Raw genomic sequence first — 24,417 nt, 5'->3', positions numbered from 1 at the left:
GGGTCGGCGTTGAATGGACGGGGGAAGGGGGTGCACCATCAGTCCTCGTCCAGCCGCACGACCCGCACGGCCCCCGCGGGCACGCCGAGCCGTCCCGCGACACGTTCCCCCGTGAGCAGTTCGCCGCCGGACCCGGCCAGCGGCACCTTCGCCTCGTCACCGGTGTGGTTGATCACGAAGAGGTACGTCCCGCTCTCGCCGGCGCGGGTCACCACCTCGACGTCACGCGGGAGTTCGGGCCGCGGCTCGACCCCGGCGTCCGCGCAGGCGGCGGCGAGGATCACGTCCAGGTCGTGCGCCGTGAGCCGCGTGGAGACGTACCACGCGGTGCCGCCGCCCAGCCGGTGCCGGGTGACGGCCGGCTGTCCGGCGGCGAGCCCGTCGGCGTACGTCCACACGGCCTCGGCCCCGCGCGGCACCACGATCTCGCTCCACACGTCGCCCGAGAGCTCCGCGCCGTCGGGCCCGGTGATCCGCGTCCGCTGCCCCTGGAGCAGCGGCGAGAACTCCTCGACGGTCAGGCCGAGGACGTCCCGCAGGGCGCCCGGGTAGGGGCCGGGGTGCACGGCGTCGTGCTGGTCGACGATGCCGGAGAAGTAGGAGACGACGAGCGTGCCGCCGCCCTCGACGTAGGCCCGCAGGTTCCGCGCGGTGGCCTCGGTGGCGAGGTACAGGGCGGGCACGACGACCAGGGGGTAGGACGACAGGTCGGCTTCGGGGTGGGCGAAGTCGACGGTGAGGTGCCGGTCGTAGAGCGCTTCGTAGAAGCTGTCGGCGCGCTCGCGGGCGTCGTGGTCCTCGCTGGGCCGCCACTCCAGGGTCTGCGCCCACCAGGAGTGCCAGTCCCAGAGCATGGCGGTGTCGGCGACGGTGCGGGTGCCGCGCAGCTCGCTCAAGGCGTCGATGTCGGAACCGAGCCGGACCACTTCCCGCCACAGCCGTGAGTCCGTGCCCGCGTGCGGCAGCATCGCCGAGTGGAACTTCTCCGCGCCGCGCCGGGACTGCCGCCACTGGAAGAACATGGCTCCCTCGGAGCCGCGCGCCACATGGCCCAGCGAGTTGCGGGCCATCTCCCCGGGCGCCTTCGCGGGGTTGCGGGGCTGCCAGTTGACGCCACCGGCGGCGTGCTCCATCAGCAGCCAGGGCGCGCCGCCCGCCACGGAGCGGGTCAGGTCGGCGGCCATGGCGAGGTTGACGTGGGTGCGGCGTCCGTCGGTGATGAGGTAGTGGTCGTTGGAGACCAGGTCGACCTCGCGGCCCCAGGCCCAGTAGTCGATGGAGTCGCACTGGCTGAGGGCCGTCATGAAGTTGGTGGTGACGGGGATGCCGGGGGCGAGGCGGTGCAGGATGTCGCGTTCGCGGACGAAGTTCTCCCGCATCGTCGCGTCGGCGAAGCGCCGGTAGTCGAGGGCCTGGGCGGGGTTGCCGACGGTCGGCGTCACGCGCGGCGGGTTGATCTGCGCGAAGTCGGCGTACCACTGCCCCCAAAAGGCCGTCCCCCACGCCTCGTTGACGGCTTCGACCGTCTCGTACGTGGTCTCCAGCCAGCGCCGGAAGTGGGCGGCGCAGGTGTCGCAGTAACAGGCGGAGACGGGGACGCCGTATTCGTTGTGCACGTGCCACAGGGCGAGGGCGGGGTGGTCGGCATAGCGGGCGGCGAGGCGGGTGGTGATGTCCGCGGCGGCCGCGCGGTAGGCGGGGTGGCTGTGGCAGATGGCGCCGCGTGAGCCGAACTCGTACCGCGTGCCTTCGGCGGTGACGGGCAGAGCGTCGGGGTGCTCGCGGTAGAACCAGGCGGGCGGTGCGACCGTGGGGGTGCCGAGGTCGGCGCGGACGCCGTGTTCGTGCAGCAGGTCGAGGAGGCGGTCGAGCCACCCGAAGTCGTGGGTGCCGTGGGCCGGTTCGAGCAGCGCCCAGGAGAAGATCCCGACGCTGACCATGGTGACGCCCGCGTCGCGCATCAGCGTGACGTCCTCGCGCCAGACGGATTCCGGCCACTGCTCGGGGTTGTAGTCCCCGCCGAACGCGAGGCGGGTGAGGCCCTTGGGGGCTTGGTCCGGCATGGATCTCTCCCGAGAAATCGATCATTTGGGAACGTGCACACACGCAACAGGCGGCGTCGGTCCAACATAACCGCAGAGCAACAACCATTGACAAGTGTCCTGGATGTTTCTCTACTGTGAACGCTCACAGAAGGCCGCACGGCCCGCCCAAGACGCATGGCAGGTGCTCGCAACAGGCGGGGGCCGGCCCAGGGGAGAAGGATCCATGCCGCAGAACACGCCACGCCGCTTCACCGCGGCCGCCGTCGCCGTCGCCGTCGCGCTCGGCGCCACCACGCTCACCGCCTGCGGATCGGACGACGACGACGCCGGGACCGGGTCGAACGGCCCGGTCTCACTGACGTACTGGGCGTGGGCGCCCGGCATGGACAAGGTCGTCGACCTCTGGAACGACGGCCCGGGCAAGAAGGACCGGATCGAGGTCACGGTCAAGAAGCAGGCGTCCGGCGACACCCTGGTCACCAAGATCCTCACCGCGCACAAGGCGCACAAGGCGCCCGACCTGGTGCAGGCCGAGTACCAGGCCCTCCCCACCCTCGTCAGCAATGACGCGCTCGCCGACATAGCGGGGCAGGTCCACGGCGTGCGGGCGAAGTTCGCGCGGGGCGTCTGGCAGCAGACCACCCTCGGCACGGACGCCGTGTACGCGGTGCCGCAGGACGCCGGGCCGATGATGTTCTACTACCGCGCCGACCTCTTCAAGAAGTACGGCCTCAAGGTCCCGAAGACGTGGCAGGAGTTCGCGCGGACCGCCCGCGCGCTGAAGAAGAAGGCCCCGGACAAGGACCTCACCACCTTCTCCGCCAACGATTCGGGCCTCTTCGCGGGCCTCGCCCAGCAGGCCGGCGCCCAGTGGTGGACCACAGAGGGCGAGCAGTGGAAGGTCGGCATCGACGACCCGGCGACGCGCAAGGTCGCCGACTTCTGGGGCGGCCTCGTGAAGGAGGGCGCCATCGACAACCAGCCGATGTACACGCCCTCCTGGAACAAGGCGCTCAATACCGGCAAGCAGATCGCCTGGGTCAGCGCCGTCTGGGCACCCGGCACCCTCACCACCGCCGCGCCCGACACCAAGGGCAAGTGGGCGATGGCCCCGCTCCCCCAGTGGGAGTCCGGCAAGGCCGTGACCGGCAGCTGGGGCGGCTCCTCCACCGCCGTCACCACGGACTCCGAGCACAAGGAGGCCGCCGCGAAGTTCGCCGCCTGGCTGAACACCGACCCGAAGGCGCTCGCCGCGCTCGTGAAGGAGAGCGGCATCTACCCCGCCGCCACCGAGGCGCAGACCGGCGGCGCGCTCGCCGAGGCCCCGGCCTACTTCGCGAACCAGCCCGACTTCTACACCCGGGCCGCCGCCATCGCGAAGACCACCGCCCCCGGCGCCTGGGGCCCGAACGTGAACGTCGCCTACACCGCCTTCAAGGACGCCTTCGGCTCCGCCGCAAAGAACAGGTCGGACTTCGGCGCCGCCCTGAAGACCATGCACGACGAGACGGTCGCGGACCTGAAGAAGCAGGGCTTCGAGGTCGCGCGGTGACAGCGCCGACGCGACAGAAGCCCGCGCGCCCGAAGCCGACGCGACGGAGGCCGGCACGAGGGGCGCCGACGCGACGGAAGTCGTCCGCCGTGACGTCCCGCCGCGGTTCCTACGGTCTCAAGGCCGCCCCCTACGGCTTCCTGCTCCCCGCCGCCCTGCTCTTCGCCCTCTTCTTCGCCCTGCCCATCGGCTACGCGCTCTGGCTCAGCCTCCACAAGGTCGAGGTGTCCGGCCTCGGCCTCGGCAAGGACGCGCGGCGCGAGGTGTGGGCGGGCGTGGAGAACTACACCGCCGCGCTCACCGACTCCGAGCTGCTGCACGGCGCGCTGCGCGTGCTCGGCTACGGCGCGATCGTCATCCCCGCGATGCTCGGCCTCGCGCTGCTCTTCGCGTTGCTGCTGGACAGCGAGCGGGTGCGGCTCACGTCCTTCACCCGGCTCGCGATCTTCCTGCCGTATGCCGTGCCGGGCGTCGTCGCCGCACTGCTGTGGGGGTTCCTGTACCTGCCGGACGTCAGCCCCTTCCACTTCGTCCTCGACAGGCTGGGGCTGCCGCAGCCTGACCTGCTCGACGGCGGGCCGCTCTACCTCGCGCTCTCCAACATCGCGGTCTGGGGCGGCACCGGCTTCAACATGATCGTCATCTACACCTCGCTGCGGGCCATCCCGGCCGAGGTGTTCGAGGCGGCGAAGCTGGACGGCTGCTCGCCGCTCCAGATCGCGCTCCGCATCAAGATCCCGATGGTGGCGCCGTCGCTGGTGCTCACCTTCTTCTTCTCGATCATCGCGACGCTCCAGGTGTTCAGCGAGCCGACGACGCTCAAGCCGCTCACCAACGCCGTGCCCACGACGTGGAGTCCGCTGATGAAGGTGTACCAGGACGCCTTCGGCAAGGGCGACATCCACTCGGCGGCGGCCACCGCGGTGCTGATCGCCGTCGTCACGCTCGTCGTGTCCTTCGGTTTCCTGCGCGCCGCCAACTCCCGTACGAAGCAGACCCGACAGCAGGGGGAAGCACGATGAGTTCTCTTGTGCTGGACGACAAGAACCGCGGACGCCGCGAGAGCCGTAAGTCCGCGCCGGCCGCGGGCACCACCCCGGGGACCGCCCAGGGCCCGCCCCCGCCCCGCCGCGTCGCCCTCGTCCCGACCGCCGCGCTGCTGCTCGGCACCCTGTACTGTCTGCTGCCCGTCGCCTGGGTGGTGATCGCCTCGACCAAGTCGGGCAGCGAGCTGTTCTCCACCTTCACGTTCCTGCCCGGCACCGGCTTCACCGAGAACCTCGCCGACCTCAGCGCCTACCGCGACGGCGTCTACTGGCAGTGGATGGCCAACTCCGCCCTCTACGCGGGCGTCGGCGCCCTGCTCTCCACCGCCGTCTCCGCCCTTAGCGGCTACGCCCTCGCGACCTACCGCTTCCGCGGCCGCGAGAGCATCTTCAACATCCTGCTCGCCGGCGTCCTCATGCCGCCCGTCATCCTGGCCGTCCCCCAGTACCTGCTCCTGGCCGAGGCGGACCTCACCGACTCCTACGCGTCCGTCCTGCTGCCGCTGATCCTCTCCCCGTACGGGGTCTACCTCGCCCGGATCTACGCCACCGCCGCCGTGCCCGGCGACGTGGTCGAGGCCGGGCGCATGGACGGGGCGGGCGAGTGGCGGATCTTCACGCGGATCGCGCTGCCGATGATGGTGCCGGGCCTGGTGACGGTGTTCCTGTTCCAGTTCGTCGCCGTCTGGAACAACTTCCTGCTGCCCTACATCATGCTCAGCGACGACGAGAAGTTCCCCATCACGCTCGGCCTGTTCACGCTCCTCGAACAGGGCTCCAACACCCCGGCGCTCTACACCCTCGTCGTCACCGGCGCCCTGCTCGCCGTGATCCCGCTGATCGCCCTGTTCCTGGTGGTCCAGCGCTTCTGGAGCCTCGACCTGCTGTCGGGCGCCGTAAAGTCATGACCATGAGCAAGCCGGAGCAGCGCCGCAAGGCGCCGACCATCCATGACGTGGCGCGCGAGGCGGGCGTCTCGCGCGGCACCGTCTCGCGGGTGCTCAACGGCGGTCACTACGTCAGCCCCGCCGCGCAGGAGGCGGTCAACTCCGCGATCCGCAGGACGGGTTACGTCGTCAACCGCCATGCCCGCTCCCTCATCACGGGCCGCTCGGACTCGGTCGGTTTCCTGCTCACCGAGCCGCAGGAGCGCTTCTTCGAGGACCCGAACTTCAACGTCCTGCTGCGCGGCTGCACGCAGGCCCTCGCCGCCCACGACATCCCGCTGCTCCTGATGATCGCGGGCACGGAGGACGAGCGGCGGCGCATCACGCGCTACATCACCGCCGGGCACGTGGACGGTGTCCTGCTCGTCTCCAGCCACTCGGGCGATCCGCTCGCGGCCCGGCTGCGCGAGGCGGGCGTGCCCCTGGTGGCGTGCGGGAAGCCGCTCGGGCAGGCGTCGAAGGTGGCGTACGTCGCCGCCGACGACCGGGACGGCGCGCGCGACATGGTCCGTCATCTGCTCTCGCTCGGGCGCCGCACCGTCGGCATGGTCACCGGCCCGCTGGACACCCCGGGCGGCACCGAACGCCTCGCCGGGTACCGGGAGGTGCTCGCCGAGGCAGGCGTGGCGGCCGACGACCGGCTCGTGGTGTCCGGTGACTACAGCCGGGCCAGCGGTGAGGCGGGCGCCGCCGAACTCCTCGGCCGCGTACCGGACATGGACGCCTTGTTCGTCGCCTCGGACCTGATGGCGCAGGGCGCGGTCGCGGCGCTCCAGCGGGCCGGGCGGCGGGTCCCCGAGGACATCGCGGTCGGCGGCTTCGACGACTCCTCGGCCGCGCTCGGCGCGCACCCCGAGCTGACGACGATCCGCCAGCCCTGGGACCGCATCAGCGCGGAGATGGTACGGGTCCTGCTCGCCCAGATCGGCGGCGAGGACCCGGCGGCGGTGATCCTGCCGACGGAGCTGGTGCGGCGCGGCTCGGCCTGAGCCATGGACGGGGCCGGCGCTCAGGGGCTCGTGAGGACGACGAGCCGCTGGGTCGCCCGGGTCATCGCGACATAGCGGTCGACCGCTCCCTCGATCCCCTCCCCGAACGCCTGCGGGTCGACGAGGACGACCAGGTCGAATTCGAGCCCCTTGGACAGCTCCGGGGTCAGGGACCGCACGCGGGGCGCGTCCCGGAAGGCGGGGTCGCCGATGACACAGGCGACCCCGTCGCCGTGCGCGGCGAGCCAGGTGTCGAGGACCTCCTCCAGGTCGGCGGTGGATCCGCGGACGACCGGAACGCCGGTGCTGCGGACGGAGGTCGGCACGTTCGCGTCCGGCAGCGCGGCCCGGATCGCCGGTGCGGCCTCGGCCATGATCTCCTCCGGGGTCCGGTAGTTGATGCTCAGCGAGGCCGTCTCGATCTGGTCGAGCCCCGCCCGCTCCAGCCGTTCCCGCCATGACTCCGTGAAGCCGTGCCGGGCCTGGGCGCGGTCACCGACGATGGTGAAGCTCCTGGACGGGCAGCGCTGGAGCAGCATCTGCCATTCGGCGTCGGTCAGTTCCTGCGCCTCGTCGACGATGATGTGCGCGAAGGGCCCGGCGAGCAGGTCCGGTTCTGCGGTGGGCAGCGCGCTCTCGTCGATGAGGCTGTCCTGGAGGTCCCTTCCGTGGAGCATGCCGAGCGCTCCTTCGCTCTCGTCGATCTCGACGTTCTGGAGCAGGCTGTCCATGGCGTCGGCCCGGCGGGCCCGCTCGGCGGCGACGGCGGCTTCCCGCCGCTGCCCCCGCGCCGACGCCTCGGGGTCGCCTAGCCGCTGCCGTGCGGCGTCCAGGAGCGGCAGGTCGGAGACGGTCCAGGCCTGGGCGTCCGCGCGCTGGAGCCTGCGGACGTCGTCGATGCCGAGCCAGGGGGCGCACTTGCGCAGGTAGGCCGGTACGGACCACAGGTCGCCGACGAGGTCGCTCGCCTCCAGCATCGGCCACGCGCGGTTGAGGGTGCGGGTCAGTTCGCGGTCCTGGAGGAGTGACCTGCGCAGCAGGTGGGGCGGGGCGTCGCTGTCGTCCTTGTCCATGAGGATGGTGAGCAGCTCCTCCCGGATCTGGTCGCGTGCCTCGTTGTGCGGGGTGCCCGGTTCGACGGCGTCGAACGCCGCCGCCCAGTCCTCGGCGCTGAGCCAGATGTCGGACCAGTGGCTGGAGACCGTCATTCCCTCGGTGGGCGGCTCCTCGTAGAGGGCGACGGCCGGTTCGATGGCCCGCACCATGTCCGCGGACGCCTTCAGGCGGGCGACGTGCGGGTCGCTCTCGACCGTGGCCGTGGCGCCTTCGGTGACCAGGTCACGCAGGACGCAGGTCTGTACGCCCTCCTCGCCGAGGCTGGGCAGGACGTCGGAGACGTAGGCGAGGTAGGGGCGGCTCGGGCCGACGAACAGCACGCCGCCGCGGCGGTGTCCGAGGCGGGGGTCGGCGTAGAGGAGGTGGGCTGCGCGGTGCAGGGCGACGACGGTCTTGCCGGTGCCCGGGCCGCCGTCGACGACGAGGGCGCCCCGCGAGCCCGCCCGGATGATGGCGTCCTGGTCGGCCTGGATGGTGGAGAGCACGTCCCGCATCCGGGCCGAGCGGTGGCCGCCGAGACCGGCGACGAACGCGGACTGGTCGTCGAGCGCGGCGTGTCCTTCGAGCCCGTCGGCGGTGAACACCTCGTCCCAGTAGTCGCTGATCCTGCCGCCGGTCCAGCGGTACCGGCGGCGGCTCGCGAGCCCCATGGGGTGGGCGTGGGTGGCCGCGAAGAACGGCTCGGCGGCGGGCGAACGCCAGTCGACCAGCAGGCGACGGCCTTCGCTGTCGGTGAGGCCGAGCCGTCCGATGTAGACGGGCTCGGCGCTGTCCGTGCCGACGACGCGGCCGAGGCACAGATCGAGGCCGAAGCGGCGCAGGGTGCGCAGGCGGCCGGTGAGCCGGTGGATCTCCAGGTCCCGGTCCATGGCCTCGCGGCCGATGCCGCCGGGCGCTCTGCGCGTGGCTTCGAGGCGGTCGGACAGTTCGCTGATCGTCTCCTCCAGGCTCGCCGCGATGACGGCGAAGTGCTGCTCGTCGCCGGCGATCAGCGTGGGGTCGGCCTTCGGGGCGAGGTGGCCGGGGAGGTCGAACGCGCTGGTGATCACAGAAGTCGCACAGGTAACAGAGGTCACTGAGTTCGCGGAGGGCACGGCATCGGTCGGCAAGCGCACTACGTGGTTCTCCCGTTTTCGCAGGTCCTTGGCTTGAGACCCGGGATCTTGCCGTACCACGGGGGCCTTGCCGCAAGCCCCCCTGTGCGCTATAAGTTGAGAGTGGCAAGGAGTGGGTACGCCTCCTGCCGGCTCACTTCATCACCCTCAACCCAGCTCCCTCAGCGCAGCTCCCTCAACGCATCGCGCACCAGCGCCGCGAACTCCGTGGCTCCCCTCACCGACGTATGCGTGTTGTCGCGCGCCTCGTCGTAGAGGTAGAGCGCCTTGGATGCCTCGGGGCCCAGTTGTTCGACCCGCCGCTTGCTCAGCGCGGTGAGGTCGATGAGCGGTACGTCAAGCTCCGCCGCGAGGGAGCGCATCTGTGCGGGGAGGTCGACGCCAAGACCGTTCACGTGGAGGGCGACGCCGTTGTCGAGGGTGCCGTCCGCGTTGAACCACCGGCGGACGACCGGTGTGACGAGGACGGGGCGCCCGCCTTTCTCCCGTACGCGTTCCGTCATGGTGGTGAGGCGTGCGCGGTAGGCGTCGGCCGGGGTCTGCTTGTCGTTGTGGGCGAGCTGGATGAGGACGCGGTCGCCCCGGCGGACCTCGGCGAGCAGCGCCGGGAAGAGCGCCGGGTTGGCGAGGAAGGACTCCGTGCCCTCCCCGGAGTCGGCGTAGTTGGCCACCGAGGTGCCGCGGCCGAAGAACCGCGGCAGTTGCTGCCCCCATCCCGAGTACGGCTCCGCGGGCTGGTCGCAGACCGTGGAGTCCCCGGCGAGCAGGATCTGAGGCGTGCGGGGCGCCGGAGTGACGCGCAGGCCCGCGAGCCGGGGCGCCGGGCCCTCGAAGCGCAGGTCGAGGCCGGGGCTGCCGGCGGGCCCCGTCGGCTCCCCCTCGGGGTGGCGGACGTCGACGGTGAAGGCGCGCCGCACGGTCTGCCCGGCACCGGTCGGCGTCGGTGCGAGCATCGTGCGGCGCGTCTCGGCGGTGACGGTGGTGCGGCCCGCCGTGGCGCCGCCGAGCAGGACGGACACGTCGTACGTGCCCGGGGCGACGTCGAGGTGGCAGACGACGGGGGCCGAGCCCGTGCAGTGCTCGTTCCTCGTCGCCAGGGCCTCGCCGTGACCGTGGCCCCGGTCGGCGTGGGCGGGCGCCGCGGCGCCCAGGCCACTCAGGGTCGCGGCCAGCGCGACGAGAACGGAACCGTACCGCTGCATGAGGGAACTCCCTTGGACTCGAGTCCTAGTCGGGCAGCTTGTCGCCGATGAGGGCGAGATTCTGGATGGCGGCGAGGCCGAACAGGGCGGTCTCGTTGGTGCTGATCCGCGGGTGCTCGTACCCCGGTTCCAGGGCGTCGGGTCCCTCGATCCTCGTCCGCTGCCACTTCATGGCGCGGGTGTAGCCGTCGCTGTCGTGGAACTTCTGCCAGGCGCGTGCGGCGAGCCGGTCGTCCTCCAACTGGGCGGCGGCGTAGGCGTCCTGGCGGGAGTGGCCCTGGAAGAGCAGCAGGTTGCCGAAGTCCTTGCCGTAGCGCTGCCGTTGCTCGGCCTTGGTGGCGTTGAAGTAGCGGCAGTAGTCCAGCCAGGCCGCCTTGAAGTCGGGCAGGTCGATGAGGTCGATCAGCTCGGCGCACATCTCGACGAGGCCGAACATCGCGGAGAGGTGCGAGACGTTCACCGCGGGCTCGCCGGCGACCGCGAACCGGCCCGTGTCGAGGTCGTACAGCCCGCTGCCCTGTACGAAGCCGTTCGGCTGGGCGGCGATGGTCCGCATGGTGGAGCGCAGCCGGGCCTCGGCCTTCTGGGCCTTCGGGCCCTTGCGTTCCCATTCGGTGAGCCAGGCGCCCGCGAGGCCGCTCCAGTCGGTGCCGAAGCCGATGGACAGGGCGTGCCGATCGGGTTCGTAGGGTTCGGTGCGGATCTTTCGGAGCGGGTCGAGGGCCAGGAAGGTCTCGTCGGAGTCGACGAGGGCGTGCATGAGGTCGCCGACCCGTTCGTCGGCGGTGAGGAAGTAGTAGGGGCGGCGGTAGACGGCGGTGGAGATGCGCTGCTGTTTGGCGCTGTCGGCGAAGTGCTGGACGCCGTGCCGGGTGCCGAGCCCGGCCCACTGGCCGAGGTGGTAGGCGTCGACCTCGCCGGTGTGGCGGGTCATGGCCTCGGCGAAGCGGAAGATGTCGGCGCGGCCCGAGCGCAGATAGGCGTACCAGAGCCAGAGGTCGGGCGAGAGCTCGGAGTTGTCCCAGGCGTAGCCGCCGACGTCGTACCGCCACTGGTGCCGGTCCTCGTCGTAGGTGTGCATGATGTCGCCGTAGTCCCAGAAGCCGTACCAGCGGCGCTGTTCGACCTGGTCCTTGTAGTACGTGAAGAGGAAGTCGAGGTGGTCCTCGATCTCGGCCTTCGCGGGCGTGGAGCGGTCGACGGGTGCGAAGAGCCCGCCGAAGACGCCGGCGGCGCTCACATGACCGGGTTCGGCGACCAACTGGGGCGGGACGCGGACGGCGGCGGCCTGGTCGACGAGCGTGGCAGTCGAGGGTGTCGCGGCGTTGGCCCAGAACATCAGCTCGCTGGTGCGGGCGATGCCGTAAGGGGTGCCGAAACCCGGTTCGAAATCCTCATAGGTGATGTTGAGGCCTTCGAGCTGCTCCGGGTAGGTGTCCTGGCCCAGCCCGTCGTGGTAGAAGCGCAGGTCCATGGCGGGCGCCTCCGGCGACCACAGCCACAGGGTCACCTCCGCCTCGTCGCCCGCCGCGCCGCGGATGTCGAGCTGGGCGGGGTGCTTCTCCCAGAAGTCGCGCAGGCCGAACGAGAACCCGCCGCTCACCCCGCCCACGTACCCGAAGCCGTTCGCGCGCCCGCCGCCGCCCGCGGGGATCCAGCCGCGGCCGGGCTCGGTGCGCTTGCGCAGCGTGAACCCGTCGGCGGACAGCTGGGCGAGCGTGTAGTCGCCCCAACTCGGGATGTACTGCAGGCGGCTGGTGACGCGCTGGTCCCAGGTGGCGGGGTCGGGCAGCTTCTCGCCCTTGACCTGCGCGGCGCGCACGGCTGCGCCGGGGTCGCGGCGCAGCCCGGTGATCCCCTTGACGGCCTCGGTGAGGAAGCCCTCGCCCTCACCCGCGATGCGGATGTGCCGGTCGTACGGGGCGTCGCGCATCGGCACGGTGAAGCGCACGCCGAGCCCGCGGATGAAGTCCTTCTCCTGGTCGCCGTCGTAGGTGATGGTGTGCACCATGCGGAACGACTCGGCGCCCGCGTAGAAGTACAGCCGGACGCTGAACGGCAGCCAGCTCCGGCTGCCCTTGCGGTGCTTGCCGTCGATACGGACGACGGCACGCACAGGCCCGTCCTGCTCGACCACGACGGCGCCGATCTCCCCGTCGAACCGCTCCCACTTGGCGTGGCCGGTGTCGCCGTCGTCGATGTCACCTTGCCGGAGCAGGACGAGCCGTCCATCGGTGGCGATCTTCGTACCGCCGCCCCGTGTCACCGACTGCACGAGCCGCTCGCCGTCCGTGCCGATCACCGCCGTGATGACACCGGTGTCCACGGTGACCTTGCGGCCGCTCCGGGTGACCTTGACCTTCTCCTCGTACGGTGCCGGGGTCCCGACCTTCAGCGTGAACCGCTCGGCGTCGCCGACCCCGGGGCCGACCGCGTGCGCCGTCCACTTCAACGACCCGTCGGGCCAGTACGCGGTGGGCCAGCTCTGCACGGTGACGTCCTTGCCGTCGCCGTCGGCGAGGGCGAACGTGGCATCGGCACCGTGCAGCCCCTTGGGCCAGGGCACGCCGAAGGTGGACCCCGGGGCGGCCCCGACCCCGCCGTCCTCCAACCACCGAATACGTACGGGCCCATCGGCCACCGGGGCTACGGGCACCGCGGCCCGGGCCCGGCCACCCCCGAGCGCCCAACTGAACTGAGCGGCGACACCGGCCGCGGCGGCGGCCTTGAGCAGAGCTCTACGGGCTACGGGAGGCATGCGGCCCCTCACTTTCCTTACGTCTCATCGACAAGGCATGACCGCGCCCCGAAAGGGCGCGAAGAAACCCATTCAGGGCACGGGGGACCGCGCGATCAGCCCCGTAAGGGGCACGGGGAACCGCGCGACCGGCCCCGTAAGGGGCGCGGGGAACCGCGCGACCGGCCCCCACCCACCCGCACCCCACCCCCAACCACCACCACCCACCCCCTCAGGGGCGCGGGGAACTGCGCGCTCAACCCCCACCACCCCGCAGCCGAAGAACGGCCCCCTCACCCCCGCCCCTCCACCACAACCCCCGCAGCCACAAGCACCCCCACAGCCGGCGCAGCCAACGGCACCGCGAACCACCCCGACACCCCCACCACGACCACCCCACACACCAGCACCAAAGACCCCGCAGGATCCCGCACCGTCCCCCGCCCCGCCGCAACGAGCAGCCTCCGCCACGACGCACCAGGCCGCCATCCCACAGCCGCCCGCACCCCCGCCACGACCACCGCGAACATCACCAGCACCCCCACCACCCCCACGACCGCACCCCCCGGCAGCCCCCCGGCCCGTACGACCACGAGATCCGCCCACAGCAGAGCAACCGCACCCCACCCCGCGACCCCACGAGCCACCCCCGCCGCGCGGCGGCCCGCCAGTCCGCCACGAACTCCCGCCACCCCCCGGCCTCGTGCGCCAGATGCCGCCGAAGATGCGCGGCCCCCGCCGCGACCGCCGCCGGCACCGTCACCAACGGCACCGCGGCCACCACGACCCACACACCGGTCAACAGACACTCCGCGAAGACCCCGAACCGCCCCCGCCCACACCACCACCCGCACCGCCACCCGCACCGCGACGACCCGCACAGCCCCCCGCCCCCGTCACTTCAACCCCGACGTGGCCATGCCGTCGATCAGATACCTCTGGAACGCGAGGAAGAACGCGACCACCGGCAGCAACGCCACCAGCGACATCGCGATCATGCCGCCGTAGTTGGCGAGCCCCTCCTGGTCGACGAACATCTTCAGACCGAGCGAGACCGTGTACTTCGACGGGTCGTTGAGGTAGATCAGCGGCCCCATGAAGTCGTTCCACGCGTTGATGAACGTGAAGATCGCGCTGGTGATCAGCGCGGGCCGGCACAGCGGCAGCACGATCGACCAGTAGATCCGCAGATGCCCGCAGCCGTCCAGCCGCGCCGCCTCGTCCAGTTCACGCGGCAGGTTCCGCATGAACTGCACCATCAGGAAGACGAAGAAGGCGTCGACCGCCAGGTACTTGCCGAGCAGCAGCGGGGTGTAGGTGTTGATCAGGCCGAGCTTCTGGAACAGCACGTACTGCGGAATGAGCAGTACGTGGTACGGCAGCAGCAGCGTGCCGATCATCAGCGCGAAGAGGAGGTTGCGGCCCGCGAACCGGATCCGGGCGAAGGCGTAAGCCGCCAGCGAGCAGGAGACCAGCACCCCCACCACCGAACCGACCGCCAGAAAGAGGGAGTTGGTGAAGAAGGTGGTGATGGAGATGTCGGCGATGCCCTCGGCGAGGCCGCTGTAGTTCGAGGTGACCGGGTCCGTCGGGAACAGCTCCAGGCTGCCGACGATCTCGTCGTTGTGCTTGAAGGAGCCGCCGATCAGCCACACCACCGGGTAGAGGACCACCGCGAGCACGGCGAGGGCACCGAGGTGCCAGACCCACGAACCGGCGCCCCCACGCCCGCGCACAGCAACCGCCACCGGCCCAGTGGACCCCGTACGCACCGTACGCACCGTACTCATCGGGATGCCTCCTCATAGTGCACCCAGCGTTTCTGGGACCAGAACAGCACCGCCGTCACCAGGCCGACGGCGAGCAGCAGCATCCAGGCCATGGCGGAGGCGAAGCCCATCCGGCTGTTCTCGAAGCCCTGGACGTACAGGTAGCAGGTGTAGACGAGCGAGCCGTCCGCCGGACCACAGGCGTTGCCGCCCGCCCCGCCGCCGACGATGTACGCGGAGGCGAAGATCTGGAAGGAGTGGATGGTCTCCAGGAGGACGTTGAAGAACAGGACGGGGGAGATCAGCGGCAGCGTGATGTGCCAGAACCGCCGCCAGGTGCCCGCGCCGTCCATCGCCGCCGCCTCGTACAGCTCGCGCGGCACCTGCTTGAGGCCGGCCAGGAAGATGACCATGGGCGCGCCGAACTGCCAGACGGTGAGCGCCACCAGGCTGTAGATGATCCAGTCCGGGTCGCCGGTCCAGCCGCCCACGTCCATGCCGAACAGGGTGCTCTGGGCGCGGTCGACGATCGCGTCCTCCGAGAAGATCGCCTTCCAGACGACGGCGACGGACACGCTCGCGCCGATCAGCGAAGGGGCGTAGAAGGCGGCCCGGTAGAAGGCCTGGCCGCGCCGCTTCTGGTTGAGCAGGAGCGCCACGCCGAGCGCGGCGGCCAGCTTCAGCGGGGTGCCGACGACCACGTACCAGAGCGTCACCTCGACCGACGTGCGCCAGCGGGGGTCGCCGAACATCTCGGTGAAGTTGTCGAGGCCGATCCACTTCGGCGCGTCGAAGAGGTTGTAGTCGGTGAAGGCGAAGTAGAGGGAGGCGACCATCGGGCCCGCGGTGAGCAGCAGGAACCCGGCGATCCAGGGGGACATGAAGAGGTACCCGGCGAGGTTCTCGCCGCGCCGCCCGCGCCGGGCACCGCCGGGGGGTAGGGAGCCCGCAGGGCGTCGCGCCGGCGCCGTGGCCGCCGTCGCGGCCTTCGAGGGAGTCATCGTGCCGCTCATCGGGAGCCGAGTGCCGTCTTGCACTCGTTGAAGTACTGCTCGACGGCGTCGTCCACCGACCGCTTGCCGAGGGCGAGTTCCTCGGCGACGCGCAGGAACGCCGCCTCGCAGACGTCCGCGCCCGCCGGATGCGGGGTGATCGTCTCCAGGACGCCGGCGTCGACGAGGCTCTCCTCGTACGCGGCGATGTCCTTGTTGACCGAGGCGATGACCTTGTCGCTCTCCTCGGACGGCCGGTAGGCCTCGTACTGCGCCGTGGTGGCCGGCACCCCGCGGTCGTATCCCATGATCTCGGCGACCTCGGCGTCGTGCACCATGAAGTCGATGAACTGGGCGACCTGGCGCGGGTGTCGGGTGCGCCGGGAGCCACTCAGCATCAGGGAGCCGAGGTACTGTCCGGTCTTCTTGCCGTCGGTGGTCGGGATCGGCGCGAGGCCGTAGCTGCTCTTGCCCTCGGCGGTGTAGCGGACGGTGAAGTTGTCCCAGGTGAACTCGGCGGCGGCGAGTTCGGCGGCCACCGCGGACTTGGGCTTGACCTGGGCGACCTTCTTCGGGTCGGCGTAGATGCCGGACCTGACGCCCTGTCGGCCCTTGGTCCACCACTCCTTCAGGTCGGCCTCGGTGAAGCCGAGGCCGACCTTGGTGAAGAAGGCCTTGCCGTGCTGGCGCAGATACAGGTCGTAGAGGTACATGACGCCGTACAGGCCGCTGTCGCCCGGCCTGCCCTTGTCGCGGATCTTCTCCATCGCGGTGTGGAAGTCGTCCCAGGTCCAGCCCAGCTCGGGGGTGACGCCGGCCTTCGCGAAGAGCGGCTTGTCGATCACCAGGGCCATGGAGTTGCTGCCGACGGGGATGCCGAGGAGCTTGCCGTCGACCTCGCCGAACTTCTCCAGGCCCGCGCGGAAGCCGTCGAGCCGCAGGTGCCCGGCCTTCACCTGCTCGCGCAGGTCGAGCAGTACGTTGCGCTCGTCGTACTTGCGCAGGAAGCCGATGGCGTTCTGGAAGACGTCCGGCGGGTTGCCGCCCGCCGCCTGGGTGTTGAACTTCTTCCAGAAGTCCAGGTACGGCTGGAAGTCCGTCTTGATCTTGATCTTCGGGTGCTTCTTCTCGAAGAGCGCGATGGTCTTGTTGATCCGCTCGGCCCGGTCGTCGGACCCCCACCACGCGTAGCGGAGCGTGACAGTGCCGTCCCCGGAACCGCTTCCGGCACCGCAGCCCGCCGCCGTCACGCCGAGGGCGGCGAGCGAGCCACCCGTGAGCTTGAGCAGGCTCCGCCGGTCGAGTTCCTTATGCATAGGCACAGTTGTGCTCCTTCACCCGCGACTTGAATCGTTATAGGCAAGCGCTTGCCGGGCCAACGTAGGGAGAGTCGCAGGACACGTCAACGGTTCGGGCAGGAATTGGTCGAAGCGCTTCTCTCGTGTACGAGTGGCCGAACATCCGCCCGTGATCCGACAATGCCTGTCGGACTTCATGAATCGATTCATCCAGACGCCCTTCGAAAACGCTCGACAGCGCACCCCGCAACCTTTCCCGTCCCGGCGGCGACTCCTGACCGACCGTCCCACGCGACGAGCGATCCCCCTCGATCCCCTCGATCCGCCCGACCAGACGACCCCAGGAGTGGTTCATGGCCCGCCCAGCGACTCCCCCACCGATCGACGTCACCGGCCGCCGCCGCTTCCTCGCGGGCGGCGCCGCCGCGCTCGGCCTCGCCGGGCTCGGCCTGGTCCGCGCCCGGCCGCACGGGCCGCAGGGCCCACGGCGGCGGCCGCCACCACCCTCTACATCGCGAGCGACTCCACGGCACAGACGTACAGCGCCTCCTACCACCCCGAAGCGGGCTGGGGCCAGCTGCTCCCCCGCTGCTTCACCCCCGCCGTCACGGTCGCCAACCACGCCATCGGGGGCCGCAGTTCACGCTCCTTCATCGAGCAGGGCCGCCTCGCCGCCATCCACCGCGTGATCAGGCCGGGCGACCATCTCTTCGTCCAGTTCGGCCACAACGACGCCACCGCGAGCAGGCCCGAGCGCTACACCCCGCCCGCGGACTACAAGGAGTACCTGCGCAACGACTACATCCGCGCCACCCGGGCCCGCGGGGCGACACCGGTCGTCGTCACCCCCGTCTCGCGCCGCGACTACAACCCGTCCACCGGCCGGTTCAACGTCTCCTTCCCCGCGTACGTGGCGGCCGCCAAGGCCGTGGCTGCGGAGGAGGGCGTCCCGCTGATCGATCTGTCCGCGCTCTCCCGCGCCTACCTCGACCAGATCGGCGTCGAGGCCTCGAAGAAGGTCTTCCTGTGGCTCGCCGCAGGGCAGTACCCGAACTTCCCGAACGGGGTGCAGGACAACACGCACTTCCAGGAGTACGGAGCCGCCCGCATGGCTCGCCTGGTCGCCCAGGCGGTCGCCGGGCTCGGCCTTGCGATCTCCCGCGAAGTGGTCCCCGCTGCCCGGGCGGGCCGACCGCGTCCTGGGGTGACGTCCTCTGCCTGACGAGGTGACGAGGCGGCTAGGCGGCGACGTGACGGCCCGGGGTCGGGGTGCGGCCCCAGGGGGCGGCCGCGGTCAGCAGCCCGCCCGGCCCACCACCAGCCACTTCGAGGGCAGTTCAATACGCGTGCCGTCCGGGTGGAACTCCGTGGTGGCGAGGGGCAGTTCGCCGCTCGTGACGATGCCGAGGCCGGCCGCGGCCACGTATCGCGGCACGGCGTCGTCGATCACCTCGGCGGGGGCGATGCCGTGCGCGAAGACGGGGGCGAGCTTCGGCGGCGGGCCCTCGGGGCGTTGCGCGAGGGCCCGCAGGATGGGCCTGGCCGCCTCGGACAGCTCGACGATGAAGGCCCTGCCCCGCTCGCCGGTCAGCGTCGCGATGCTGTCGACCAGCGCCTGGCGGTCGTCGGGCTCGCACTGGTGAAGGACGCCGCGCATGTAGACGTTCACATCACCCAGTTCCGCGTGCAGTTGCTCCGCCGCGCCCTTGTCGGCGGCGTCGAGCTGCCGGAACTCCGCCTGGTCGGCGGGGTCCGCGTGGCGGGCGTGGGCGAGGGCGGCGACGGACAGATCGACGCCGAGGACGTGCGGGAAGCGGTCGGCGAGGTAGCGGGTCTGGGTGCCGTTGCCGCAGCCCACGTCGACCACGGGCAGGTCGGACGCGGCCAAGTGCGGTTCGAACAGGGCGAGATGGGGACCGGCGGTCAGCGCGGGCTCGGCGTCCCAGATGACGGCGCCCACTTCGCCCGGGGCCTCTCGCCAGAATCCCTCCCAGGCCTCCCTGTACCGACTCGTGACGCTCATGCTCCAGCTCCCCACGGTCCGACGAGAGCCGCCGAAGCCCGGCGGCGAGATCGGTCTACCGCGCTCCTGCCCGGCCGACAAGGCGCCTGGTGAACTAACCGCTCGGAAGAGCCAGTTCGAACCAGACCGTCTTGCCCGAGTCCCTGCGGCTCGTGCCCCACTCCTTGGCGAGGGTGCTCACGACCCCGAGGCCGCGGCCGTACTCGTCGCCGGGGCCCGCGCCGAGCAGCGTGGGCAGCGCGTGGTCGTCGTCCTCGACCTCGCACAGCAGCGTGCCGGAGCGGACCAGGCGCAGGTCGAGGCGGCTGCTGCGGGAGTGGCGTACGACGTTGGTGACCAGTTCGCTGACGAGCAGCTCCGCGGTGTCACCGAGGGCGTCGAGGGACCAGGCCCGCAGCTGCCCGCGGGTCAGCTCGCGGGCCCTGCTCACCTCACTCGGGTCGAGGGCGAGCCGCCAGTGCGCGACGTCCTTGGCCCCGATGCCGTTCAGCCGGGCCATGAGGAGCGCCACGTCGTCCTTGCGGCCACCGCGCGGGTTGAGCGCCCGGATGATCGTGTCGCAGGCGGCGTCCATGGAGGCCGCGGGGTGCGCGGCGGACTCGGTGAGCGTGGCGAGGCCGATGCCGATGTCCTCGCCACGGACCTCCACCAGGCCGTCGGTGCACATCAGGAGCCGGTCGCCGGGCGCCACCCGTACCCGCGCCGACTCGAAGGGGACGCCGCCGACGCCGATGGGCGCCCCCGTGGGCAGGTGGAGCAGCTCGCTGCGGCCGTCCTCGGCGCGGACCAGGACGGGTGGGATGTGACCGGCGTTGGCGAGGCGCAGCTCGCCGGCGATCGGGTCGTAGACCGCGTACAGGCATGTCGCGAGGTAGTGCTCGCCGAGACGCTGCGCGAGGTCGTCGAGGTTGCGCAGGAGCTGCTCGGGCGGCAGGTCGAGGGCGGCCATGGTCTGCACGGCCGTACGCAACTGGCCCATCATCGCGGCGGAGTTGAGCCCGTGGCCCATCACGTCGCCGACGACGAGCGCGGTCCTGGACCCGGGCAGCTTGACCGAGTCGAACCAGTCGCCGCCGACCCGGCCGAGGAGCGTGCCGGGCAGATAGCGGGTGGCGATGTCGCAGCCGGGCATCCGGGGCTGGATGTGCGGCAGCATGCTGTTCTGGAGGGTGTCGGCGACGCTCTCCTGGTAGGTGTACATGCGGGCGTTGTCGAGCACGAGGCCCGCGCGGGCGGCCAGTTCGGCGCCGGTCACGCGGTCCATGTCGTTGAAGACGGGCCGCTCCCGGTGGCGCAGCAGGATCATGAAGCCGAGCACCACGTTGCGGGCCTTGAGCGGTACGACGAGCATCGAGCGGTGGTTGATGAGCGGGCGGATGTCGCGCTTCTCGAACTGGGAGGCGATGGCGTTGCCCGTCTCCTCGGTGATGCGCGGTACGAGCACCGGGTCGCCGGAGGTCATGCACTGGAAGAACGGCGTGTGCGCGGGGAACGGCATGGACTCGCCGACCGGCACGACGTCGTCCCAGCGGCCCGGCTCATCGGTGTGCTCCACGGCGACCCTGTGCCACAGCGTGGTCTCGTCCGGCGGCCCCTCGGGGAACCCCTCGCCCGCGACGACCTGCTCGCGCAGGTACGTGCCCGCGACATCCGTGAACCGGGGCACGACCGCCCGGCTGACCTCCAGGATCGTGTGCGACAGATCGAGGGAGGAGCCGATGCGTCCGCTGACTTCGTTGAGGAATTCGAGGCGCTCGCGCACCGCCGCGTATTCGAGGTCCTCGCCCTCGTCGTCATCGGCGCCGTGCCCGGCCGCGGGGAGTCCGTGCGCGGCGGCCCGCTCGGCCCGCTCCCTGCGCGCCTTGCGCTCGTCGCGCCGGGCCACGCCCCAGTCCGGCGTGACGGGCACCCGGTCGTGCCGACTGAACTCCAGCACCGGATAGCCCAGTTCGAGGACCTGGGCGACGATGCGGGAACTCTCGCCCACGCTCATGCTCGGCAGAACCTCGGACAGCCGACCCGCCAGCTCGTCCGCACCGGGGAAGTCCGTGTACAGAGCGAACCCGGGCACGATCCGCTCGACCTGCGCGCCGCGCTGGGCCTCTTGGCCGCACTGGCCGTCATCGCCACGCCGTACTTCCTGGCCGCGCTGGGCCTGCTCGCCCGTCTGGACCTGCTCACCGCGCTCGACCTCCTGGCCGCGTCGGACGTCTTCGCCACGCTGGGCCTGCTCGGCGTGCCGGACCCGCTCGCCGCATTGGATGTCCTCGCCGCATTGGATGTCCTCGCCGCGCTGAACGTCATCGCCCCGCTGGACCTGCTCGCCCCGCTGGACCTCCTCGCCCGTCTCGACCTGCCCGCCGCGCGAGACCCACTCACCGCACTGGACGTCCTCGCCGCGCCAGACCGGCTCGCCACGCCAGGCCCCCTGGCCCACCCGAACCTGCCCACCGCGCTCATCCCGCCCCGCCTCAACCCCCTCGGGCGCGGTCAGCGCCTCGGCGTCGGCGGCGAGCACCAGGAGGCGCTCCGGGCCGGGGCCCACCAGCGGGTACGCCCACCAGATGACGTCGACCCGGCCGCCGCCGCGCCCCGGCCCTGTCAGTCGCGCCCGGCCCGCGGCCGGGTAGGAGAGGCGTCCGCCGAGGGAGGTCTCCAGGCCGGGGCCGAGAGCGTCGTGAGCCCCATCGAGGTCATCGTCCTCGTGGATCGCGCCGTGGACGGGGAGCAGATCTCCCGCGGGGCGGCCGACGGCCTCCTCCTTGGGGTGTCCGAAGAGGCGGCGCGCTCCGACGCTCCAGTGCGAGACGAGTCCCGCGCCGTCGACGACGACCACGGCCAAGGGGATGCGTCCGGCCACGGCACCACCCCGCGCCACCGGCCCGTCCGGAGTGCCTCGTTCCATGGCCCATGCTCCTTCCGCGGCGGCGCAAGATCTGAGCCGCCATCAACCACCGTACGGCTGGGGCGCGTTGCCGTGCGGGGCAATGCGATAATTGCCCGCGGCCCGAGAGCCCCGGCGCACGCCCCCCTGAGCGCCCCTCCCCCGTACGTCAGTCCTCGTGGCCCAGCTGAAGGTCCCGCTCCGTGCGTCCGCCGCCCGCGACCTGGAGGACCGTGGCGACCGGCGGGTAGCCCGCCGCGATGACGGTGTACTCGCCGGACGACAGGTCGACGAAGCGGAAGGTGCCGTCGGCCCCGGTGGTGAGGGTGTCGACGACGTTGCCCGCGGCGTCGAGCAGCGTCACGCGCGCGTCCTCGACGATCCGTCCGCCGCCCGCCCGCACCGTGCCGCGCAGCACCGCGCCGCCCGCGAGCTCCACGTCCTGGCGGGTCTCGCGCGAGGCCTGCACGGTCACCGGCAGCGCTGCGGGGCGGAAGGCGGGGGCGCTCGCCGCCAGGGTGTACTCGCCGGCCACCAGCTCGGTCATGACGTAGCCGCCCTCGCGGCCGCTGCGGGTGGTGGCGACGACCTCGCCGCGGACGTCGGTGAGGGTGACGGCGGCGTCCCGAACGGGCGTCCCGTCGGCGGTCGTCACGGTGCCCGCGAGGCGGCCCGCGCCGCCGAGGACCACGTCGAGCTCGACGGGCCGCTCGCCGACGGTGACCGTGACGGCCTGCGGCTGGTGCCCGCCGGCGGCCGCGATCAGCACGAACGACCCGGATCCCGGCGTCGAGAGGGCGTACCGCCCGTCCTCGCCGCTCGCGCCGCGCCCGATCTGCTGTCCGGCCACGTCGATGAGGGTGAGGGCCGCGCGGGGCACCACGGTGCCGTCGGGGTGCTGCACGGTGCCGCAGACGGGGACCCCCGCCGCGTACGTCGTCGTACGGGCGTGCGGGACGGTCACCGGCGCGGCGGCGGGTGCGTTGGGGGAAGTGGCGCTGGACAACAGGGGGGTCTCCTTGAGGAAGAAGGCGAGCAACATGCCGAGGACGAGCACCGGCACCAGGTAGAGGAAGATCCGCGGCATCGCGTCGGCGTAGGCCTGGATGTAACCCTCGCGCAGCGGCGTGGGCAGCGCGTGGACCAGCTGCGGGGTGAGCGACTCGGGATCGGGCAGGTCCTTGTCCGACCCGGCGGGGAGCCGGTCCGCGAGGGCCGCGGCGAGGCGGTCGGCGAAGAGCGTGCCGAAGACGGCGGCTCCCACGCTGCCGCCGATCTGCCGGAAGTAGTTGTGCGCGCTGGTGGCCGTGCCGAGGTCGCCGGGGCGGACCGTGTTCTGCACGGCGAGGATCAGGACCGGCATGACCAGTCCGATGCCCGCGCCGAGGATCGCCATCCAGACGCTGTACGCGAGGCGGGACGTGTCGGTTTCGAGGCGGGAGAGGAACCACATGCCGACGACGGACAGGGCGCCGCCGAGCACCGGGTAGATCTTGTAGCGCCCGGTGTGGCTGATGAGCTGCCCGGAGACGATCGAGGCGCCGACGACACCGGCCATCATCGGCAGCATCAGGAGGCCGGACTCCGTGGCGCTCGCGCCGTCGACCATCTGAAGGAAGGTCGGCAGGTAACTGGCGGCTCCGAAGAGGGCGATCCCGACGACCATGCCCACCAGGGAGGTGAGGTTGAAGACCGAGTCGCGGAACAGGCGCAGCGGGATGATCGGTTCTGCGGCGAACCTCTCGGCGACGAGGAAGAGCAGGCTCGTCACCACGGCGCCCGCCCCGAGCCCGAGGATCAGCCGGTCGTCCCAGGCGTACTGGGTCCCGCCCCAGCTGGTGAGCAGCACCAGGCAGGTGGAGGCGGCGGCGAGGAGCAGCGCGCCGAGCACGTCGAGCCGGGCCCTGGCGGTGGGCTTCGGCAGCTTGAGGGCGAGGGTGACCACCAGCAGGGTGACCAGGCCGAAGGGCACGTTGAAGTAGAAGCACCAGCGCCAGGAGGCGTGGTCGGTGAAGAAGCCGCCGAGGAGGGGGCCCGCGACCGAGGCGAGGCCGAATCCGGCGCCGATGAGGCCCATGTAGCGGCCGCGCTGCCGGGGCGGCACGATGTCCGCGATGATCGCCTGTACGCCGATCATGAGGCCGCCCGCGCCGACGCCCTGGAGGGCGCGGTAGGCGATGAGCTGGTCCATGGTGCGCGACCAGCCGGCGAGGGCGGAGCCGACGATGAAGACGACGATCGCGAACTGGAAGACGCCCTTGCGCCCGTAGAGGTCACCGAGCTTGCCGTAGATGGGCAGCCCGATGGTGGAGGTGAGCAGATAGGCGGTGATCGCCCAGGACATCCGGTCCAGGCCGTGCAGCTCTCCGACGATCTTGGGGAGCGCGGTGGCGACGATCATCTGCTCAAGGGCGGCGAGCAGCAGGGCGAGCAGCAGCCCGACGAAGACCATGCGGACGCGGCCGGGGCTGAGTTCCCGCGGCGGCGGCTCTCCCGCCCCTCGGCCGTCCGGCGGTGCGGCCCCCTCGCTGTCCCGCCCGGAGGCCTTCGCCAGCGTCGTCCCACCCACGTACTGCTCCCCTCGTCGCGCCTGCGCCGCCAGCTTTCTCGCATTTCGCGACAACTGGGAGCAAGCGCGACGAGTCGCTCTCTACCGGGGTCTCAAGGGCGAATGCGCCGGTCGAGGCCCTACGGCGCACAAC

Annotated in this window: 15 protein-coding genes and 1 pseudogene; 5 read left to right on the top strand and 11 right to left on the bottom strand. The window is 71.4% G+C overall.

Annotation, left to right across the window (positions count from 1 at the left end):
- Positions 1 to 38: 38 nt before the first annotated feature.
- Positions 39 to 2,063 carry a beta-galactosidase gene (locus KKZ08_RS32535; RefSeq protein WP_223777834.1) on the bottom strand — a complete coding sequence of 675 codons (2,025 nt, stop codon included), beginning with the start codon at positions 2,061 to 2,063 and terminating at the stop codon, positions 39 to 41.
- A 205-nt stretch (positions 2,064 to 2,268) separates the two neighbouring features.
- Between KKZ08_RS32535 and KKZ08_RS32530 the strand changes: the two genes are divergently transcribed.
- The 4 genes from KKZ08_RS32530 (at position 2,269) to KKZ08_RS32515 (ending at position 6,579) form a co-directional block, all read left to right on the top strand.
- Positions 2,269 to 3,597, top strand: a complete 1,329-nt coding sequence (locus tag KKZ08_RS32530) for an extracellular solute-binding protein (protein ID WP_223777833.1) — start codon at positions 2,269 to 2,271, stop codon at positions 3,595 to 3,597.
- 89 nt (positions 3,598 to 3,686) lie between these two features.
- A complete protein-coding gene (locus tag KKZ08_RS32525; RefSeq protein ID WP_223777832.1) occupies positions 3,687 to 4,619 on the top strand; it encodes a sugar ABC transporter permease in 933 nt (310 codons plus the stop codon).
- On the top strand, positions 4,616 to 5,551 hold the full coding sequence (locus KKZ08_RS32520; protein ID WP_223777831.1) for a carbohydrate ABC transporter permease: 936 nt from the start codon (positions 4,616 to 4,618) through the stop codon (positions 5,549 to 5,551). The genes KKZ08_RS32525 and KKZ08_RS32520 overlap by 4 nt, the downstream gene beginning before the upstream one ends.
- The gene (locus tag KKZ08_RS32515; protein WP_223777830.1) at positions 5,548 to 6,579 is read left to right on the top strand and encodes a LacI family DNA-binding transcriptional regulator; all 1,032 of its coding nucleotides are present in this window, start codon (positions 5,548 to 5,550) and stop codon (positions 6,577 to 6,579) included. Before KKZ08_RS32520 ends, KKZ08_RS32515 begins: the two co-directional genes overlap by 4 nt.
- Positions 6,580 to 6,599: 20 nt before the next feature.
- On the opposite strand, the gene helR is transcribed toward KKZ08_RS32515, so the two are convergent.
- The 7 genes and pseudogenes from helR to KKZ08_RS32480 form a co-directional block, all read right to left on the bottom strand.
- Positions 6,600 to 8,744, bottom strand: a complete 2,145-nt coding sequence (helR, locus tag KKZ08_RS32510) for an RNA polymerase recycling motor ATPase HelR (protein WP_223777829.1) — start codon at positions 8,742 to 8,744, stop codon at positions 6,600 to 6,602.
- Between the two features lie 227 nt (positions 8,745 to 8,971).
- The gene (locus KKZ08_RS32505) at positions 8,972 to 10,012 is read right to left on the bottom strand and encodes a rhamnogalacturonan acetylesterase (protein ID WP_223777828.1); all 1,041 of its coding nucleotides are present in this window, start codon (positions 10,010 to 10,012) and stop codon (positions 8,972 to 8,974) included.
- A gap of 25 nt (positions 10,013 to 10,037) precedes the next feature.
- Entirely contained in the window at positions 10,038 to 12,770 is a 2,733-nt protein-coding gene (locus tag KKZ08_RS32500) for a Tat pathway signal sequence domain protein (protein WP_223777827.1), read from the bottom strand.
- Positions 12,771 to 13,042: 272 nt separating this feature from the next.
- Positions 13,043 to 13,632: pseudogene (locus tag KKZ08_RS32495) on the bottom strand (hypothetical protein).
- A gap of 13 nt (positions 13,633 to 13,645) precedes the next feature.
- Entirely contained in the window at positions 13,646 to 14,539 is an 894-nt protein-coding gene (locus tag KKZ08_RS32490; RefSeq protein ID WP_223777826.1) for a carbohydrate ABC transporter permease, read from the bottom strand.
- Positions 14,536 to 15,519, bottom strand: a complete 984-nt coding sequence (locus KKZ08_RS32485; RefSeq protein ID WP_223777825.1) for a sugar ABC transporter permease — start codon at positions 15,517 to 15,519, stop codon at positions 14,536 to 14,538. Before KKZ08_RS32485 ends, KKZ08_RS32490 begins: the two co-directional genes overlap by 4 nt.
- An 8-nt stretch (positions 15,520 to 15,527) precedes the next feature.
- A complete protein-coding gene (locus tag KKZ08_RS32480) occupies positions 15,528 to 16,826 on the bottom strand; it encodes an extracellular solute-binding protein (protein WP_223777824.1) in 1,299 nt (432 codons plus the stop codon).
- Positions 16,827 to 17,154: 328 nt separating this feature from the next.
- On the opposite strand from KKZ08_RS32480, the gene KKZ08_RS32475 reads away from it, so the two are divergent.
- Entirely contained in the window at positions 17,155 to 18,030 is an 876-nt protein-coding gene (locus tag KKZ08_RS32475; RefSeq protein ID WP_223777823.1) for a rhamnogalacturonan acetylesterase, read from the top strand.
- A gap of 72 nt (positions 18,031 to 18,102) precedes the next feature.
- Here the strand turns inward: KKZ08_RS32475 and KKZ08_RS32470 are convergent, their stop codons facing one another.
- The 3 genes from KKZ08_RS32470 to KKZ08_RS32460 form a co-directional block, all read right to left on the bottom strand.
- Positions 18,103 to 18,831 carry a class I SAM-dependent methyltransferase gene (locus tag KKZ08_RS32470; protein WP_223777822.1) on the bottom strand — a complete coding sequence of 243 codons (729 nt, stop codon included), beginning with the start codon at positions 18,829 to 18,831 and terminating at the stop codon, positions 18,103 to 18,105.
- A gap of 94 nt (positions 18,832 to 18,925) precedes the next feature.
- A complete protein-coding gene (locus KKZ08_RS32465) occupies positions 18,926 to 21,736 on the bottom strand; it encodes a SpoIIE family protein phosphatase (RefSeq protein ID WP_223777821.1) in 2,811 nt (936 codons plus the stop codon).
- A 148-nt stretch (positions 21,737 to 21,884) separates the two neighbouring features.
- Complete coding sequence (locus tag KKZ08_RS32460; protein WP_223777820.1) at positions 21,885 to 24,284, bottom strand: MFS transporter; 2,400 nt, start codon at positions 24,282 to 24,284, stop codon at positions 21,885 to 21,887.
- Positions 24,285 to 24,417 lie beyond the last annotated feature (133 nt).

Origin of the sequence: Streptomyces sp. 135 (assembly GCF_020026305.1) — a bacterium.
In the GTDB taxonomy this organism is placed as follows: Bacteria; Actinomycetota; Actinomycetes; order Streptomycetales; family Streptomycetaceae; genus Streptomyces.
The sequence above is the reverse complement of the archived record's forward strand: the minus strand, read 5'-3'. Positions and strand labels throughout refer to the sequence as shown.

Bases quoted from the DNA above. Each gene is read 5' to 3' on its own strand.
- KKZ08_RS32535 (WP_223777834.1), bottom strand. From the start codon at position 2,063: ATGCCGGACCAAGCCCCCAAGGGCCTCACCCGCCTCGCGTTCGGCGGG.
- KKZ08_RS32530 (WP_223777833.1), top strand. From the start codon at position 2,269: ATGCCGCAGAACACGCCACGCCGCTTCACCGCGGCCGCCGTCGCCGTC.
- KKZ08_RS32520 (WP_223777831.1), top strand. From the start codon at position 4,616: ATGAGTTCTCTTGTGCTGGACGACAAGAACCGCGGACGCCGCGAGAGC.
- KKZ08_RS32515 (WP_223777830.1), top strand. From the start codon at position 5,548: ATGACCATGAGCAAGCCGGAGCAGCGCCGCAAGGCGCCGACCATCCAT.
- KKZ08_RS32505 (WP_223777828.1), bottom strand. From the start codon at position 10,012: ATGCAGCGGTACGGTTCCGTTCTCGTCGCGCTGGCCGCGACCCTGAGT.
- KKZ08_RS32500 (WP_223777827.1), bottom strand. From the start codon at position 12,770: ATGCCTCCCGTAGCCCGTAGAGCTCTGCTCAAGGCCGCCGCCGCGGCC.
- KKZ08_RS32490 (WP_223777826.1), bottom strand. From the start codon at position 14,539: ATGAGTACGGTGCGTACGGTGCGTACGGGGTCCACTGGGCCGGTGGCG.
- KKZ08_RS32485 (WP_223777825.1), bottom strand. From the start codon at position 15,519: ATGACTCCCTCGAAGGCCGCGACGGCGGCCACGGCGCCGGCGCGACGC.
- KKZ08_RS32480 (WP_223777824.1), bottom strand. From the start codon at position 16,826: ATGCATAAGGAACTCGACCGGCGGAGCCTGCTCAAGCTCACGGGTGGC.
- KKZ08_RS32470 (WP_223777822.1), bottom strand. From the start codon at position 18,831: ATGAGCGTCACGAGTCGGTACAGGGAGGCCTGGGAGGGATTCTGGCGA.
- KKZ08_RS32465 (WP_223777821.1), bottom strand. From the start codon at position 21,736: ATGGAACGAGGCACTCCGGACGGGCCGGTGGCGCGGGGTGGTGCCGTG.